Raw genomic sequence first — 16,322 nt, 5'->3', positions numbered from 1 at the left:
TATGAATAAGACCCAACATTATGTATTAGGATCCTGGATGGACGGTGCCGGAGACGGTAATCCAATTGCAGATTCGGTAACCGGAGAGATTTTTACTGCAGTTTCTGTAGAAGGTCTTGCAGTTCCAGATATTCTCCAATACGGCCGTGATAAAGGCGATACCTTAAGAAAAATGACCTTTCAAGAGCGTGGAAATATGCTCAAGAAGCTCGCGCTGCATTTGACCAAAAAGAAGGAGGCCTTTTATGAGCTCAGCTATAGAACTGGAGCCACGCGTATTGACAGTTGGATCGATATTGAAGGTGGATTCGGAAATCTCTTTGCCAATGCTTCATTGCGTAAATTATTTCCAAATCAGCCGTTTCACGTAGAAGGAGACCCTATAGACCTTTCTCGCGGCGGACGTTTTATGGCGCATCACATCATGGTGCCAAGACAAGGAGTTGCTGTGCATATCAACGCCTTTAACTTTGGGGAATGTTAGAGAAATGCGCCGTAAATTGGATGGCTGGTATGCCAGCTGTAGTTTTACCAGCTCCGCAGACCGCTTATTTAGCAGAAGCTATAGTACGTGAAATCATCGCCTCAGGAATTTTGCCTGAAGGAAGCTTACAACTCATTAGCGGTACAGCCAAGAACATTTTAGATACGGTACAATCTCAAGATGTAGTGACCTTTACGGGTTCTGCCAGTACTGGTCGTTTGTTAAAGAACCATCCGCAGCTGCTTGCAGAGTCAGTGCCTTTTACCATGGAGGCTGATTCATTGAATGCTTCGATCTTAGGAGCTGATGCAGTTCCGGGTACTCCAGAGTTCGATCTTTTTATCAAAGAGGTTCGCAAAGAAATGACAGTAAAATGTGGTCAAAAATGTACTGCTATAAGAAGAATTATAGTTCCTGAGCCTTTAATAGAAGATGTGCAGATCGCTCTGGGCAAGGCATTAGACAAAGTAACTGTAGGTGATCCACGCCTTAAAGAAGTGCGTATGGGTGCCTTGGTGAGTACACAGCAGCGTGATGCTGTAAAAGAACAAGTAAACAAGATCGCCCAAACCGCCAGTTTGGTATATGGTGATCTTGAAACCGTCAATACCACTGGAGCTGATGCAGCTGCTGGAGCATTTATTTCCCCCATCCTTTTGCGTGAGGACGATCCGTTTAAAAATCAAGCGGTACACGTTACAGAAGCCTTTGGCCCTGTAAGTACGCTGATGCCGTATAAAGATCTGGACGAAGCCATTACCTTGGCTCGTATGGGTAAAGGTTCTTTGGTGAGTTCAATTGTTACTCATGACGACACTATTGCTAGAGATTATGTAGTTGGAGCGGCCAGCCATCACGGCCGTATTTTGGTGCTCAATAGAGAGAACGCTAAGGAAAGTACCGGCCACGGTTCTCCACTGCCGAACCTGATCCACGGGGGTCCAGGTAGGGCCGGAGGTGGTGAAGAAATGGGCGGAATGCGCGGGGTGAAGCATTATTTGCAGCGCTGTGCGGTGCAAGGTTCACCAACTACGCTAACTGAGGTAACCGGGATCTATCAGCCTAAAGGCGCCTATAAAGAAATTGACAAGCATCCTTTTGCCTACCATTGGGAAGATATCGAGCCGGGCATGTCTTTAATGACACATAAACGCACCATTACCGATGGAGACATTGTGAATTTTGCCAACCTAACTTGGGATCATTTCTACGCGCATACAGATATTACATCGCTGGACGGTTCCATTTTTGAAAAGCGCACGGCGCATGGGTATTTTATATTGGCTGCAGCAGCAGGTTTGTTTGTCTATCCGAACAAAGGCCCAGTAGCTGCCAACTACGGTTTAGAGGAGTGCCGCTTTTTACGACCTATCTATCACAACGATACCGTTTATGTACGCCTGACCTGTAAGCAGAAGATTGACAGAGATTCTCGAGGTAAGGAATTGCCAAGCGGAATTGTAAAATGGTATGTGGAGGTCTTTGATACTGCGGATGAGTTAGTGGCCATTGCGACTATCTTGACCATGGTACAAAAGAAGCAAACGGTCTTTACTGAGATGACCGAAAGTACCATCAAAAGCTGTCTCAACAGACTTCAGGCCGATGATAAACCGGCTTGGGGAACCATGTCAGCTCAGGCTATGATAGAACACTTGGAGTACACCTACCGCATTGCCAGCGGAGAGATCCAAGATTTTGAGATCGCCACGCCAGAGAAGATATTGGAAAAGGTCAATGAGACCCTGTACAACTATAAAAAAATGCCAAGGGAATACGATTTTCCATTGGCTGCAGAATCTAAGATCAATGAGCATCTGCATGCTGATTTAGAAACTGCAAAAATAAAAATGCTAGAAGCGCGTGAGGCCTATCTGAATTTCTTTGAAGAGAACCCAGAGGCCATTACCAATAATGTTGTTTTTGGACCCCTCAACAAGTTTGAATGGTACTTACTGGAGCGCAAGCATTTGAATCATCATTTTGAACAATTTGGACTATTATAAATATGACCGCACCTTACGTAAAGACACATATTGAAGAAGGTATAGAAACCATTGAATTCTTTCATCCCGCGCACAACAGCTTACCGGGAGACATCTTGGCTCAACTTGCCGATGCTATTACTGCTGCTGGTGAAAATGAGGCTGTAAAAGTGATCATTTTAAAAAGCGGTGGCGATCGCACTTTCTGCGCAGGCGCCAGTTTTAAAGAACTCATCGCTATAGACGATGCTCAAACCGGGCAGGTGTTCTTTTCTGGATTTGCCAATGTAATCAACGCCATGCGCAAATGTCCAAAGTTTATCATTGGTCGTGTGCAAGGAAAGACCGTTGGAGGCGGAGTTGGATTGGCTTCGGCTACTGATTACTGTATGGCGACCAAATTTGCAGCCATTAAACTCAGTGAACTCAATGTGGGTATCGGGCCCTTTGTGGTTGGGCCAGCTGTACAGCGCAAGCTTGGATTAAGCGGCATGTCGCAGATCGCTATAGATGCCAATACTTTCTATCCCGCAGAATGGGCTAGACAAAAAGGATTATTTACTCAGGTTTACGATTCCACAGAAGAATTGGATGAGGCTGTCAATGGTTTTGCCAAGCAGCTTTGTGGATACAACCCAGAAGCCATGCGTGAAATGAAGCAAATGTTCTGGCAAGGTACTGAGCATTGGGACGAACTCTTGGCCCAGCGAGCAGCCATTAGCGGTCGCTTGGTATTGAGTGAATTCACCAAAGAAACTTTGAAACGATTTAAGTAGTGATCTATTCCTTTAAAGGACATATCCCAGTAGTGCACCCCAGCAGTTTTGTGCATCCTTTGGCGGCAGTGACCGGCAATGTGATCATTGGTAAAGACTGTTATATAGGGCCAGGAGCTGCTATTCGCGGCGATTGGGGTGAGATCATATTAGAGGATGGAGTCAATGTGCAAGAGAACTGCACCGTACATATGTTTCCGGGCAAGAGCATTACGCTGGCGGCTGGAGCTCATGTGGGGCACGGAGCAATAATTCACGGTGCCAATTTGGGGCGTAATTGCCTTATTGGGATGAATACCGTGATCATGGATGATGCTGTCATTGGCGAGGAATCCATAGTCGGAGCCATGAGTTTTGTCAAGGCAGAAACGGTGATCCCAAGACGCAGTTTGGTGGTCGGAAATCCGGCTAAAGTGATCAAAGAGGTCAGTGACGAGATGATCGCTTGGAAGACTGCAGGGACCAAACTCTATCAGCAGTTGCCAGCAGACTGTCACGAATCCCTCAAAGAAGTAGAACCACTAACAGAGATTCCAGAGAACAGGCCTGAACAAGAAGATTTTTATAAAACACTAGCGAGTTTTAAACGCAATAATTCATGAAGAAACACACCTTGACTTTACCGAGAATGGGAGAATCCATTACAGAAGGTACCCTGCTGAACTGGTTGGTAGGAGAAGGGGAGACCTTTGCAGAAGGAGATATCCTTTGCGAAGTGGCTACAGACAAGGTAGATAATGAAGTTCCAGCACCTGCTGCCGGGACGCTAATCAAGCATTTAGCAGCAGCTAAAGAAGTTGTTGCCGTAGGTGCTCCTTTAGCAGAACTAGAACTCAGTGATGTAGTTGTGGTTAAAGCCGAGGCACCAATAGCTGCCGTTCCAGTATCCGCAGCAGCTAAGACTTCTAAACCCAAGAAAAAGCCAGCTACAGGCTATACGGTAAATGAGAATATCTTTGTGAGCCCCCTTATTGAGGCCATTGCTCGGGAGCATCACATTAGTTTTGAAGAACTCGCTCGAATCCCAGCTACGGGCAATGAAGGTCGCTTACGAAAGAGTGACGTTATGCAATACATTGCAGACGGGCGTCCGTATCAGTTTGTACAACCCACAAGTGATTCAGGTTTTAAAGTACCCGATCTGAAGTTTGATAAAGGTACAGGAGAACGCGTGCCTATGGACCGTATGCGCCAAATGATTGCAGATCATATGGTGTTCTCCAAACACACTTCGCCTCACGTAACGGCCTATGTGGAAGCTGATTTGACTGCCATGAGTACTTGGCGCAAGGCGAATAAAGCGGCTTTCATGGAGAAGCATGGGCAGAAGTTGACTTTCACGCCTTTATTCATTCAGGCCATTGCAAAAGCCATTCAAGATTTCCCGAATATCAATAGCTCTTTAGATGGCGAAGACATCATTATTAAAGATCATATCAATATTGGGATGGCGACTGCTTTGCCCAGTGGCAATTTGATCGTACCTGTCGTAAAAGATGCTGATAAATTGAGCTTGGCTGAATTGGCTGCAGAGACCAATCGTTTAGCCCTCGCTGCTCGCGAAGGCAATCTAAAAGCAGACGATACCCAAGGAAGCACCTTTACCATAAGTAATGTTGGGACCTTTGGGAGTTTAATGGGCACGCCGATCATCAATCAGCCAGAAGCGGCGATCCTCGCAACAGGTATTATAAAAAAGCGCGCTGAGGTGATCGAGTATCCGGAAGGGGATAAGATCGAGATCCGCCAAATGATGTATCTCTCCCTCTCCTTTGACCATCGTATTGTAGATGGTTTCTTGGCAGGATCTTTCTTGAGAAGGATAGCCGATTATATGGAACAGTATGATTCCAACAAAACGATTTAAGACTATGCAAACAACTATGCAAAAGATAAAAACGCAAAGAGTAGCACAATCAAGAGCCACTGCTATTGATTTTGACAATATCCCTTTGGGTCGCACCTTTACCGATCATATGTTCATATGTCAATATGAAGATGGACATTGGCAGGATCCGGAAATACGTCCATTAGAACTTATTCCGACGCATCCGGCGGCTATGGCCTTGCACTATGGGCAAGCCATTTTTGAAGGTATGAAGGCTACCGTGGATGCCTCTGGTAACCCTATGCTTTTTAGAGCTTATGACAATGCTGCTCGTCTAAACTTTAGTGCTGCGCGTCTGGGCATGCCTGACTTTCCTGAGGATCTTTTTGTTGAAGGCTTAAAGCAATTGGTAGCCTTGGAGCGCAGTTGGATTCCTCCACAAGAAGGAAGTGCCTTGTACTTGCGTCCATTTATGTATGCCGATGAGCCATTTATCGGGATGCGCGCGGCTACTTCGTATAAATTTATCATAATCGCTTCCCCGGCTGGTCCGTTCTTCAGTAAACGTATTCGTTTGTATGCAGAGAACCAGTACATCCGCGCTGCGCAAGGTGGAACGGGAGAAGCCAAGGCTGCAGGAAACTACGCGGCAGCCATCAGACCAACAGAGTTGGCAAAAGCCAAAGGTTATGACCAAGTTTTATGGTTAGATGCGGAAAATCACGAATACATTCAAGAGGTTGGGACCATGAATATCTTTTTTAAGATCGATGGGCATTTTGTGACACCAACGCTAGACGGTGCTGTACTCGATGGTATCACCAGACGTTCTGTAATGACCTTATTGGCCGACGCTGGATACAATGTGGAGCAGAGACGCATCAGCATTAAAGAATTGACCAAAGCTGCCGCCGAAGGTCGCTTAGAAGAAGCCTTTGGTACAGGAACAGCAGTGGGTATTGCCTATATAGAAGCCATTGGTTGGGGCGATGAAATGATCCCATTAGGTGACAGTAGCCCAGTTGCAGAACAGATCAATGCTACCTTGAATGGAATTAAAACGGGTCGTTTAGAAGATGAGCACAACTGGATGCTCACGGTTTAGTTTCCGCAGCTATGAATAAAGAACTTTTACAAAAGGCATTTGCCAATGTAGCCACGGCTAAGGCTATGACCGAACTCTATGAGGAGAACTTTAAAGAGGTCTCGAAATATGTACATGCAACCTCGCGTGGTCATGAGGTAATTCAGACTGCTGTAGGCCTACAAATGAAACCGCAGGATTATATGTTTCCCTACTACCGAGACGACTCTATGTTACTCGCCATTGGGATGCGGCCTTATGAGTTGATGCTTCAGGTTTTGGCCAAAAAAGACGACCCCTTCTCTGGAGGACGAACTTACTATTCCCATCCGAGTCTGCGTGATGAAGACAAACCCAAGATCCCGCATCAAAGTTCTGCTACTGGTATGCAGGCCATCCCGGCAACAGGAGTTGCTATGGGCTTTTGGTATAAGGAAAGTGTGGGCTTACAAGATGATTCTGTAGAAGCTCCTGTAGTTGTTTGTTCCTTGGGAGACGCATCAGTTACCGAAGGAGAGATTGCAGAAGCCTTTCAAATGGCCGCTTTAAAGCAGCTGCCTATCTTGTACTTGGTGCAAGACAACGGCTGGGACATTAGTGCCAATGCTGCGGAGACACGTGCCCAGAATGCCTATGAATACGCAGCCGGATTTCACGGTTTGGATGCCGTAACTATAGACGGAACGGATTTTGCCGAGAGTTATTCCCAACTGGAAGAGATCATCGCTACCATACGTAAAGAGCGAAGACCTTTCTTGGTTCACGCTAGGGTTCCTCTTTTGAATCACCATACTTCTGGGGTACGTATGGAATGGTATAGAGATGATCTGGAGGAGGCGCGAAGTCGTGATCCTTATCCGAAAATTAAAAAATTATTGAGCGATAGTGGTTTTTCTGCGGATCAGATCAGCGCTATTGAATCCGAAGTGAAAGAAAAAGTAGCTGCGGACTTTGTCAAGGCCAAGATGGCAGAAGATCCTAAACCAGAAGATCTGTTTACCCACGATTTTGCACCAACTCCTGTTACCCAGGAGCAAGGAGATCGCAGTCCGGAGGGAGCAGAGCAAGTAGTTATGGTAGACTGTGCACTCTTTGCTATAGAAGAACTCATGGCGCAAAACAAAGAGTGTCTGCTTTACGGGCAAGATGTGGGAGCACGCTTGGGAGGTGTATTTAGAGAAGCAGCAACCTTGGCGCAAAAATTTGGAGACAATCGCGTATTTAATACGCCGATTCAAGAGGCATTTATTGTTGGTTCTACCGTGGGGATGAGCGCAGTAGGACTCAAACCAATCGTTGAGGTTCAGTTTGCCGATTATATCTGGCCAGGACTCAATCAGTTGTTTACCGAGGTGAGTCGCAGTTGTTATTTGAGTAATGGGAAATGGCCAGTTTCTATGATCTTGCGTGTGCCTATCGGAGCGTATGGAAGTGGAGGGCCTTATCACAGTTCATCTGTAGAGAGTGTAGTGACCAATATTCGTGGATTAAAGATCGCTTATCCAAGCAATGGGGCCGATCTAAAAGGATTACTCAAAGCGGCCTATCACGACCCAAACCCTGTAGTGATCTTTGAACATAAAGGCTTGTATTGGAGTAAAGTGCCAGGCACCAAAGGCGCAACCTCCTTGGAGCCTGCAGAAGATTATATTTTGCCTTTCGGGAAAGCCTGGGTCCTCAATGAGATCTGGAAGCAAGAGCAAGAAGAAACCCTGAGTATCATTACTTATGGTATGGGTGTACATTGGGCCATGAATGCTGCCGAGCAGTTAGGAATGAAAGATCGCATAGAGATTGTGGACCTGAGAACCCTACATCCTTTGGATTACGAAACTGTTTTTGCCTCTGTAAATAAATGTGGTAAATGTTTGGTAGTAACTGAGGAACCGTCAGAGAACAGCTTTGCCAGAGCTTTGGCGGGGAGAATACAAGAAGAATGCTTTACGGCACTAGACGGCCCGGTAATGGTCATAGGAAGTGAAAACATGCCAGCTATTCCGCTCAACAGTACCTTGGAACAGACCATGATTCCATCTACAGAGAAAGTAAAAGCCAAGATCAAAACCCTTTTGGAATATTAGTAACTGATTGGGTTATAGAACAAAAAAGGCGATCGTAGTGATCGCCTTTTGTATTTGTGCTTTTATTGTTTTGGTTCCGGAGGGAACTCTTCAAGGATCTTAGCGACGATCTCTTGAATGCGATCAATTTTTCGCTCTACGCTCAGGTGAGAGATATTGGCTGTGCCCAATCCTTGCCAAACCAGTTCATTGGTTGTGGTGTCTATAAGGTCAATATATAAAGTACCTTCTGTACGGCTAGAAACGGTATTGCCAAAGCCACCGCCCCACCACCATGGGTTCCAACCCCAGCCCCAGCCAAAGTTGTTGTTGTAAACATCTACGCGTTCACGTTCTTTAGTGAAAATGCTGATAAGCAGATCCGGATTTTCACTTTTGATCATGCCTTTGGCAGTCAATTCGGCATCGATAGCTCTAAGAATTCGCTTTTTGTCCAGATCTGAGATCTGTGCTTTATCTACGCCGGGTTTAAAGAAGGCGAATGATCTGTAATTGTCAAAACTGGCTGTTGTATCATAGTCAGACACCACACGGACGGAGGTGCAAGAGCTCATCACAAGCAGTACTAAAGCAGCCAAGGGTAAGAATTTTCTAATTTGCATAGCACTATGGTTTAAATAAAGAGTCGTCAACGATATTCGGAAGCGTTACTTTGAGTTTTGGCTCTCTGGCCATCTCTGCTTTAATTGCAAATAAAGCTTCCTCGTTGCGCGCCCAACTGCGTCTTGCAATTCCGTTATTTACATCCCAGAAAAGCATCTGTCTCAGACGGGTATGCGCTTCTTTAGAACCATCAAGAACCATACCAAATCCGCCGTTAATAACCTCTCCCCAGCCAACACCACCACCGTTGTGAATGCTCACCCAGGTGGCACCTCTAAAGCTATCTCCAATGACATTGTGAATAGCCATGTCTGCAGTAAAACTACTACCGTCGTATATGTTTGAGGTCTCTCGGTAAGGGGAGTCGGTACCAGAAACATCGTGATGGTCTCTCCCTAGAATGACGGGGCCGAGTTCGCCCTTAGCGATGGCTTTGTTAAACGCTTCTGCAATTGCGATACGGCCTTGAGAGTCGGCATAGAGGATTCGTGCTTGAGAACCCACTACCAATTTGTTCTCCTGAGCTCCTCGGATCCATTGAATATTGTCTGCCATTTGCTGGCGGATCTCCTCCGGAGCCTTTTGCATCAAATCTTCTAAGACCTCCAAGGCAAGTGCATCAGTTTTGGCTAAATCTTTTGGGTCACCACTGGCACATACCCAGCGGAACGGTCCAAAACCATAGTCAAAGCACATAGGTCCCATGATGTCTTGCACATAACTCGGATAGATGAATTCACGCGCCGGATTTTCGGTGTCTAAGATGGCTGCACCGGCTCTAGAAGCTTCCAATAGAAAAGCGTTGCCGTAGTCAAAGAAATAGGTGCCTCTTGCGGTATGTTTGTTTATGGCAGCAGCATGTCGCTTAAGGCTTTGTTGCACCTCTTCCTTGAATTTGTCTGGCTGCTCTGCCATCATGGTGTTGGCGGCTTCAAAAGAGAGACCAACTGGGTAATAACCTCCTGCCCAAGGATTGTGCAGTGAGGTCTGATCGCTCCCCAGATCTACCTGAATTTTGTCGGTATCAAATCTTTCCCAAACTTCAATTACATTACCGGCATAGGCAATAGAGACTGTTTCTTTTGCTGCTTTTGCAGCTTTTACGCGTTCGCTTAAGACATCCAGATCACTAATCACTTCGTCCACCCATCCTTGGCTATGGCGAGTATGGATCGCTTTCGGATTGACTTCCGCACATACAGTAACGCAACCGGCTATATTTCCTGCCTTGGGTTGGGCTCCACTCATACCTCCAAGTCCAGAAGTTAAAAAGAGCCCACCTTTGGGCGCCTTGCCAATTTTACGAAATCCGTTAAGCACCGTAATGGTAGTTCCGTGAACAATTCCTTGCGGCCCAATATACATATAACTACCCGCCGTCATTTGTCCGTACTGGGTAACCCCTAAGGCGTTGAATCGTTCCCAATCATCTGGTTTGGAATAATTCGGAATCATCATACCATTGGTAACTACCACGCGTGGAGCATTCTCATGAGAAGGGAAAAGGCCCATAGGGTGTCCGGAATACATGACCAGCGTTTGCTCGTCAGTCATTTGGGCCAGATACTGCATAGTGAGCAGGTACTGCGCCCAGTTTTGAAAAACGCCACCATTACCTCCGTAGGTAATGAGTTCATGCGGATGCTGTGCCACGGCTGGGTCCAAATTATTTTGGATCATCAGCATAATGGAGCTGGCTTGCAAAGAATTACCAGGGTACTCATCTACAGCTCTTGCATGCATGGTATAGTCTGGTCGGAATCGGTACATATAAATGCGGCCGTAGGTTTCCAATTCTTCTCTGAATTCTGGCAGTAATACTTCGTGATGCTTCGGATCAAAATATCTAAGTGCATTTCTCAAAGCTAATTCTTGCTCATAAGCACTTAAAATCGCCTTGCGTTTTGGCGCGTGATTGACAGCCGGATCAAAAGGCTTTGCGGGAGGTAATTTATCTGGGATACCCTGAAGTATTGCTTCTTTAAAACTCATGAGTTGCGTTTGGATTGGGAGTTGGTCTTTTTGTCGTAGCCATAAGGGCAATGCCTGCAGCCACTTTCGCAGCAATAACCTCGCTTTAAATGGTATTGCTCAGTAAAACATTTGTAGCCTTCCGGAGTTAGGTAATAATCGCCGGGTTCCAATGGGATTCTTTTTCCGAATGTGCTCATAGTGCAAAAATACTATTTTCTTACCTTGAGAGCATGATAGTGCTGGTAAATAGACACTTCTTACCAAAAGGTACCTACGGAATGACCTTATGGCCATTTATTTTATTGCGCAGCGAACAATTAAAACGCGATGCTGTATTGATTAATCACGAAAGGATCCATTTAAGACAGCAGCTGCAGATGCTCATCTTGCCTTTTTATCTCTGGTATATCACCGAGTTTTTCTTTCGATGGCTAAAGCACGGAAACAAGAGAAAGGCCTACAGCAATCTGTCAATGGAACGAGAGGCTTACGCCAATGATACCGATTTGGATTATCTGCAGAACTTTCGGTTCTGGGCATTTTTAAGGTATTTATAAATGCGCCGTGGCTGTGGGTGAAGGTGTTACTGCGACTTCAAATATCAGATCTACTTAACCTATTAGAATTCGTATTATCTTCCTTGAGGATATTGAATCATATATCAGCGCGAATCAGTACTACAGCAAATGAATGTCGCAGTGGAATATTCTTTTCCAAGTTCAATATCACCATTACCTGGACACAAAATCTGTTTTGTTAGGTCTCACTATTCGGTAAGTAGAAAAAGGAGTGACTCCTAAATCGATTTTGTTGTTATTTCCATTTGAAAGTGTTAATATTCTTATTTTTTAAGTTTATAGCTGCATTATCATTTAATGTGGTGTTGGGGCTAATATTATAAATTCCTACTTGACTATAAACAGTTGTGCTTAAGGTCATGACGATTATATATGACTAAATTTCTTCGTTCCGATTCTTAATTTTTTGCTTGTTCTATTGAGTTTAAACTTGTAAGTTTCTCAAAATCAAGGCATTTATTTGTGAATGGAAGTATATTTTAATTGGACAGAGAATTCCCCTTTCGAATAATATATATGACTCAGTTAAGTCATTTAGCGAAAGGGATGGAAAATAGTGAAAATTATCACCCTGATGCTGGTATTACCTATTCGTAGATATCGTGTTTGAGAAAAGACAGTTTGAAACGGATTGAGAAAAAATTAATCATCTCTCTTGTATATTCCAACTCGTTTTAATTCTGTTTTAGTGTCTGTAAGACTATCTAAATTAGTTCGTTTCTTATTTACAATAAGTACTAACTTTTTGCTTAGTACTTGGTTTGATTGTTCTTCTTCATTTCTTCTTCTTTCTAGAAAATCAGAAGGTCCTACTAGTTTAAAAGGCGCAAGTGCGGGAGTTGTAATAACTGATTCTTTTCTAGGAGCATCTTTCTGTTGAGCTCGTCCAACCTGAGTAAATAGGAAAACCAATAGTATGCTGATATATGTTTTCATTTTCAAAATTGAACTGTAAGGGTTAAATGATCGGAGTCGGGGTAAGATGCTGGGTATATGGCTATTCCATCAGTTCCGTAAATATTAACTGTTTTTGCTTGTACGACTATAGTGTATGAATTACCTACAGTGAGTCCAGTAATAATTTTAGAAAATGACCCACTCCACGTAGAAACAGAATAAATTGTTGCTCCCCCTCCGCTTCCGGCTTTGTAAACACTCTGTCCATTTGCATTAAAGCCTCCCAAGGAAACTCCCGTTGTGTTGTTGTAAACTCTAAACGTTGGAATTGTTAGGGAGTTTGTGTAACCAAAACCTGATGCTGTAAGTGAAATTAGTCCTTCAGTTTTTTCTGCGGTAAATGTTATTGACATCCCTGGCACAGCAGAAAAACTAGAACCAGAAATAAATTGATTCGTTGCTAAAGATACGCTATGAGCAGCGGACGGCTTGTTTATTTGGGTCCATTGTGAACCATTCCAATAGAAAAAACCAGGCCCTGTGCTTGAGTTGGTATTGTACACCAACAAACTTTCCGCTGCTTCCAGTTCAGCAGGACTTTCAATTCCTTCTACAGGATCAATGGAATGTAAATCTGTAATGTCTACCTTTGGTAGGAATACACCCTTGTTTTCACTTTTAATATCAAGTATAGGACCAGGATTCGGGGTTGTAGTATTTATTCCGACTTGACCGAAAACCCAGAATGGAGCTATCGTTAGTATAGTTATTAATATCGCCTTAATTAGATTTATTATTCTCATTCTTTTAAAAGAGGCGATCTTTATTCATTCTAAAATTATATCTTTTAGGTTTGTGCGGTCTTTATTTTCGACCGATGGCTTATTGATGGCGTTAAATAATATATATTCCTTAGGTAAATTGTAAAAAGAATTGAGAGGATCTATAACTGTGATTAAGACTTTTGAGCACGAGACTCGACTGCACCTACTTCGCGAGGATCTAATAGGAGGAGCAGTGCAGGGTAATAAGTACAGAAAAATCAACTATAATCTACAAGAAGCAAAGCGCTTAGAGGCCAAAACCCTCTTAACTTTTGGCGGAGCATATAGCAATCATATTGCGGCAGTTGCGGCTGCTGCTCAGCAGTTTGGTTTCAAGGCAATAGGATACATCCGAGGCGATGAGCTGGCAACTAAATGGAAGAATAACCCATCTTTGTTTCAAGCTGCTCAGCGCGGAATGGAGTTTCGTTTTATTTCTAGAAGTGACTATCGACAGCGCAATGAGGCCGAGTTTTTAGAGCAGCTTCAAAGTGAATATCCGCAGGCTTACATCATTCCAGAAGGCGGAACAAATGCTCTTGCCCTAAAGGGATGCGCAGAGATTTTGGGAGCACATACCGCTGTATACGATTATATCTGTGTTCCTGTTGGTACAGGAGGAACAATAGCCGGAATGAGTCATTCTGCCCAGGCGCATCAGCACTTGATAGGTTTCTCCGCATTGCAAGGTGATTTTTTAAAGCGGGATATTGCTTCATTGACCACCGCTACCAACTGGTCGCTCAAGGCCGAATTTGCCTTTGGGGGTTACGGGAAAATAAATTCAGCGTTGATCACGTTTATTAATCAGTTCTATAAGGAGTACGGAATTGCCCTAGATCCAGTCTATACCGGCAAAATGCTCTACGGTCTTTTTGCCCTGTTAAAAGCCTCGAAATTTCCTGAAAATTCTCGTATTTTAGCCGTGCATACCGGAGGCTTGCAAGGCATAGCAGGAATGCGACAAAAAATTGCCCAAAAAGGCCTTCCGCCGCTCGAAATCTAAGCTATGGTTATCCGCATATTTGCCTTACTTTTTACCTTTGGATTGTTGCTGAGTTCTTGTGGTACAAAAAAGAAAACTACGCAAAGGCGTACTACTTCTAGAACCACCAAGACGGTCGATCCAAGGCCAAGAACAGACTCTCAAACTACAACCTCTGAAACAACCAATCAGCAAGACACTCCAGATACTACCAAAGCAACTCCAAAAGAACTCAGTTATCAAGAAGCGGTGGCTTGGTATATCGAAACCTTTAGCCAGGTAGCTATGGACGAGATGGTTCTTTACAAGATTCCAGCGAGTGTCACCATGGCACAAGGAATTTTAGAATCCGGAGCAGGGAGGAGCGATCTTACTCAAAGAGCCAACAATCATTTCGGTATTAAATGTCATACCGAATGGACAGGTGAACGCGTGTATCACGACGATGACGCCTTACAAGAATGTTTTAGAAAATATATTGACGCCAAATATTCCTTTAGAGATCATTCCTTGTTCTTAACACAGCGCAGGCGATACAGTGGTCTTTTTGATTTGGACATAGACGATTACAAAGGCTGGGCACGCGGACTTAAAAAAGCGGGTTACGCTACAGATCCAAAATACCCCAATAAGCTAATCAGCATCATTGAGCGCTATGAGCTTTACAAACTAGACGAGCAAGTATTGGACGGCGGAGCCGTTTCTCGCAGTTCAGACAGTGCTGCAGCAGCTACAACCTACGTTGTTAAGAAGGGAGATACTTTATACAGTATTGCTCGTAGACATAACTTAAGTGTTGACGTTTTAAAAGCCAAGAATGGCCTTACTTCTAATACGATCTCTATTGGACAAACACTAGATGTCGGATCTGAAAACTAAATTGTAATGATATACCAACGCAGTAGTGCCTTATTTGCAGAGGCCACGCAATATATTCCCGGAGGAGTTAACTCTCCGGTAAGAGCTTTTAATGCCGTGGGCGGCGATCCGATCTTTGTGAAACGGGCTCAAGGAGCCTATCTCTACGATGAGGACGGAAACACCCTGATCGACTATATCAGCTCATGGGGTCCTATGATCCTTGGGCATGCCTATAAACCTGTTATTGACGCTATAAAAGAGCGCGCAGACAAGGGTACTTCTTATGGTATGCCTACAGAGCTAGAAACGGAGATCGCGCGTTTGGCTGTAAAGATGGTCCCGGGTATCGATAAGATTCGGTTTGTGAACAGTGGAACCGAAGCTTGCATGAGTGCTATTAGACTCGCTCGTGGCTATACAGGAAAAGAAAAGATCATCAAGTTTGCGGGTTGTTATCACGGACATAGTGATTCCTTTTTGATCCAAGCAGGGAGCGGCGCTGTAACCTTTGGCAATCCTAATAGCCCCGGAGTTACTCAAGGTACTGCAAAAGATACATTGCTTGCTCGTTACAACGATCTGCAACAAGTTAAAGACATTATTGCCGCGAATCCGGGAGAAATAGCTGCCATTATCTTAGAACCTGTAGCAGGAAATATGGGATGTATTCTTCCTGCGGATGGATTCTTGGAAGGGCTTAGAAATCTCTGTGATCAGCACGAGATAGTACTCATATTCGATGAGGTCATGACGGGATTCCGTTTGGCTGCTGGAGGCGTGCAAGAGCTTATGGGAATACAGGCCGATCTGGTAACTTTTGGTAAAGTAATTGGTGGTGGCTTACCCGTTGGAGCCTTTGCAGGTCCAGCACGTATAATGAGTCATTTGGCGCCAGAAGGACCTGTTTATCAGGCGGGCACTTTGAGTGGAAATCCACTAGCAATGGCCGCTGGACTCAGTATGCTCACAACTTTAGATAGCCGTCCAGAAGTCTTTACTAGTTTGAACGAAAAGACAGCTTACTTGCATCAAGGGCTGGAAGCAGGTTTAAAAGAAAGTGGTCTGGACTATACCATAAACCGTTTAGGGTCTATGATCTCTGTGCATTTCACTGCCGACCCGGTAGTAGATTTTGAATCCGCAGCAAAAGGAAACAACGACAACTTTAAAAAGTACTTTCACAGCATGTTGCGTCAAGGGATCTACTTGCCGCCATCTGCTTTTGAAAGTTGGTTCTTAAACGATGCGCTCTCTTACCAGGATATCGATAAAACTGTAGCAGCATCTAATTACGCACTTAAAGAATTGACATAAAAAAAGCGCTCCTTTAAAGAGCGCTTTCGTTTTATATATCTGTAGTGC

The 16,322-nt window shown here is 44.4% G+C and carries 14 protein-coding genes and 1 pseudogene; 10 read left to right on the top strand and 5 right to left on the bottom strand.

Going from position 1 to position 16,322, the window contains the following annotated elements; genetic code table 11:
* The first annotated feature begins 1 nt into the window (after position 1).
* The 6 genes and pseudogenes from paaZ to AC0J2F_RS04700 all read left to right on the top strand — a co-directional run bounded on the left by paaZ (position 2) and on the right by AC0J2F_RS04700 (position 8,238).
* Positions 2-2,490: pseudogene (paaZ, locus tag AC0J2F_RS04725) on the top strand (phenylacetic acid degradation bifunctional protein PaaZ).
* A 2-nt stretch (positions 2,491-2,492) separates the two neighbouring features.
* Positions 2,493-3,245: an enoyl-CoA hydratase/isomerase family protein gene (locus tag AC0J2F_RS04720; protein WP_473009067.1), complete on the top strand. Its 753-nt coding sequence runs from the start codon at positions 2,493-2,495 to the stop codon at positions 3,243-3,245.
* Positions 3,245-3,847, top strand: a complete 603-nt coding sequence (locus AC0J2F_RS04715; RefSeq protein WP_473009066.1) for an acyltransferase — start codon at positions 3,245-3,247, stop codon at positions 3,845-3,847. The genes AC0J2F_RS04720 and AC0J2F_RS04715 overlap by 1 nt, the downstream gene beginning before the upstream one ends.
* Entirely contained in the window at positions 3,844-5,112 is a 1,269-nt protein-coding gene (locus AC0J2F_RS04710) for a dihydrolipoamide acetyltransferase family protein (RefSeq protein ID WP_473009065.1), read from the top strand. The genes AC0J2F_RS04715 and AC0J2F_RS04710 overlap by 4 nt, the downstream gene beginning before the upstream one ends.
* A gap of 16 nt (positions 5,113-5,128) precedes the next feature.
* The gene (locus AC0J2F_RS04705) at positions 5,129-6,178 is read left to right on the top strand and encodes a branched-chain amino acid aminotransferase (protein ID WP_473009064.1); all 1,050 of its coding nucleotides are present in this window, start codon (positions 5,129-5,131) and stop codon (positions 6,176-6,178) included.
* An 11-nt stretch (positions 6,179-6,189) separates the two neighbouring features.
* A complete protein-coding gene (locus AC0J2F_RS04700) occupies positions 6,190-8,238 on the top strand; it encodes an alpha-ketoacid dehydrogenase subunit alpha/beta (protein ID WP_473009063.1) in 2,049 nt (682 codons plus the stop codon).
* A 62-nt stretch (positions 8,239-8,300) separates the two neighbouring features.
* Here AC0J2F_RS04700 and AC0J2F_RS04695 read toward each other — a convergent pair whose 3' ends face one another.
* From AC0J2F_RS04695 to AC0J2F_RS04685, 3 genes are read right to left on the bottom strand one after another with little or no spacing between them, the layout of a single operon-like run.
* On the bottom strand, positions 8,301-8,840 hold the full coding sequence (locus tag AC0J2F_RS04695) for a DUF4136 domain-containing protein (protein WP_473009062.1): 540 nt from the start codon (positions 8,838-8,840) through the stop codon (positions 8,301-8,303).
* Positions 8,841-8,844: 4 nt separating this feature from the next.
* Complete coding sequence (locus AC0J2F_RS04690) at positions 8,845-10,833, bottom strand: urocanate hydratase (RefSeq protein ID WP_473009061.1); 1,989 nt, start codon at positions 10,831-10,833, stop codon at positions 8,845-8,847.
* Entirely contained in the window at positions 10,830-11,012 is a 183-nt protein-coding gene (locus AC0J2F_RS04685; RefSeq protein WP_087524504.1) for a DUF5522 domain-containing protein, read from the bottom strand. The genes AC0J2F_RS04690 and AC0J2F_RS04685 overlap by 4 nt, the downstream gene beginning before the upstream one ends.
* Positions 11,013-11,045: 33 nt before the next feature.
* Here AC0J2F_RS04685 and AC0J2F_RS04680 point away from each other — a divergent pair, with 33 nt between their 5' ends.
* The gene (locus AC0J2F_RS04680; RefSeq protein ID WP_473009060.1) at positions 11,046-11,372 is read left to right on the top strand and encodes a hypothetical protein; all 327 of its coding nucleotides are present in this window, start codon (positions 11,046-11,048) and stop codon (positions 11,370-11,372) included.
* A gap of 663 nt (positions 11,373-12,035) precedes the next feature.
* Here AC0J2F_RS04680 and AC0J2F_RS04675 read toward each other — a convergent pair.
* Entirely contained in the window at positions 12,036-12,329 is a 294-nt protein-coding gene (locus AC0J2F_RS04675) for a hypothetical protein (protein WP_374958628.1), read from the bottom strand.
* Between the two features lie 2 nt (positions 12,330-12,331).
* Positions 12,332-13,093 (bottom strand): hypothetical protein, encoded by a 762-nt coding sequence (locus AC0J2F_RS04670; protein WP_473009059.1) that lies wholly within the window; start codon positions 13,091-13,093, stop codon positions 12,332-12,334.
* A 130-nt stretch (positions 13,094-13,223) separates the two neighbouring features.
* On the opposite strand from AC0J2F_RS04670, the gene AC0J2F_RS04665 reads away from it, so the two are divergent.
* The 3 genes from AC0J2F_RS04665 to hemL are packed head-to-tail and all read left to right on the top strand — an operon-like array spanning position 13,224 to position 16,274.
* The gene (locus tag AC0J2F_RS04665) at positions 13,224-14,120 is read left to right on the top strand and encodes a 1-aminocyclopropane-1-carboxylate deaminase/D-cysteine desulfhydrase (protein ID WP_473009058.1); all 897 of its coding nucleotides are present in this window, start codon (positions 13,224-13,226) and stop codon (positions 14,118-14,120) included.
* 3 nt (positions 14,121-14,123) lie between these two features.
* Positions 14,124-14,978: a glucosaminidase domain-containing protein gene (locus AC0J2F_RS04660; protein ID WP_473009057.1), complete on the top strand. Its 855-nt coding sequence runs from the start codon at positions 14,124-14,126 to the stop codon at positions 14,976-14,978.
* Positions 14,979-14,984: 6 nt separating this feature from the next.
* Positions 14,985-16,274 (top strand): glutamate-1-semialdehyde 2,1-aminomutase, encoded by a 1,290-nt coding sequence (hemL, locus tag AC0J2F_RS04655; protein WP_374958624.1) that lies wholly within the window; start codon positions 14,985-14,987, stop codon positions 16,272-16,274.
* Positions 16,275-16,322: the final 48 nt, after the last annotated feature.

The sequence above is a fragment of the Gilvibacter sp. CC01 genome (assembly GCF_055755295.1).
This window is presented reverse-complemented; position numbering and strand designations above follow the sequence as displayed.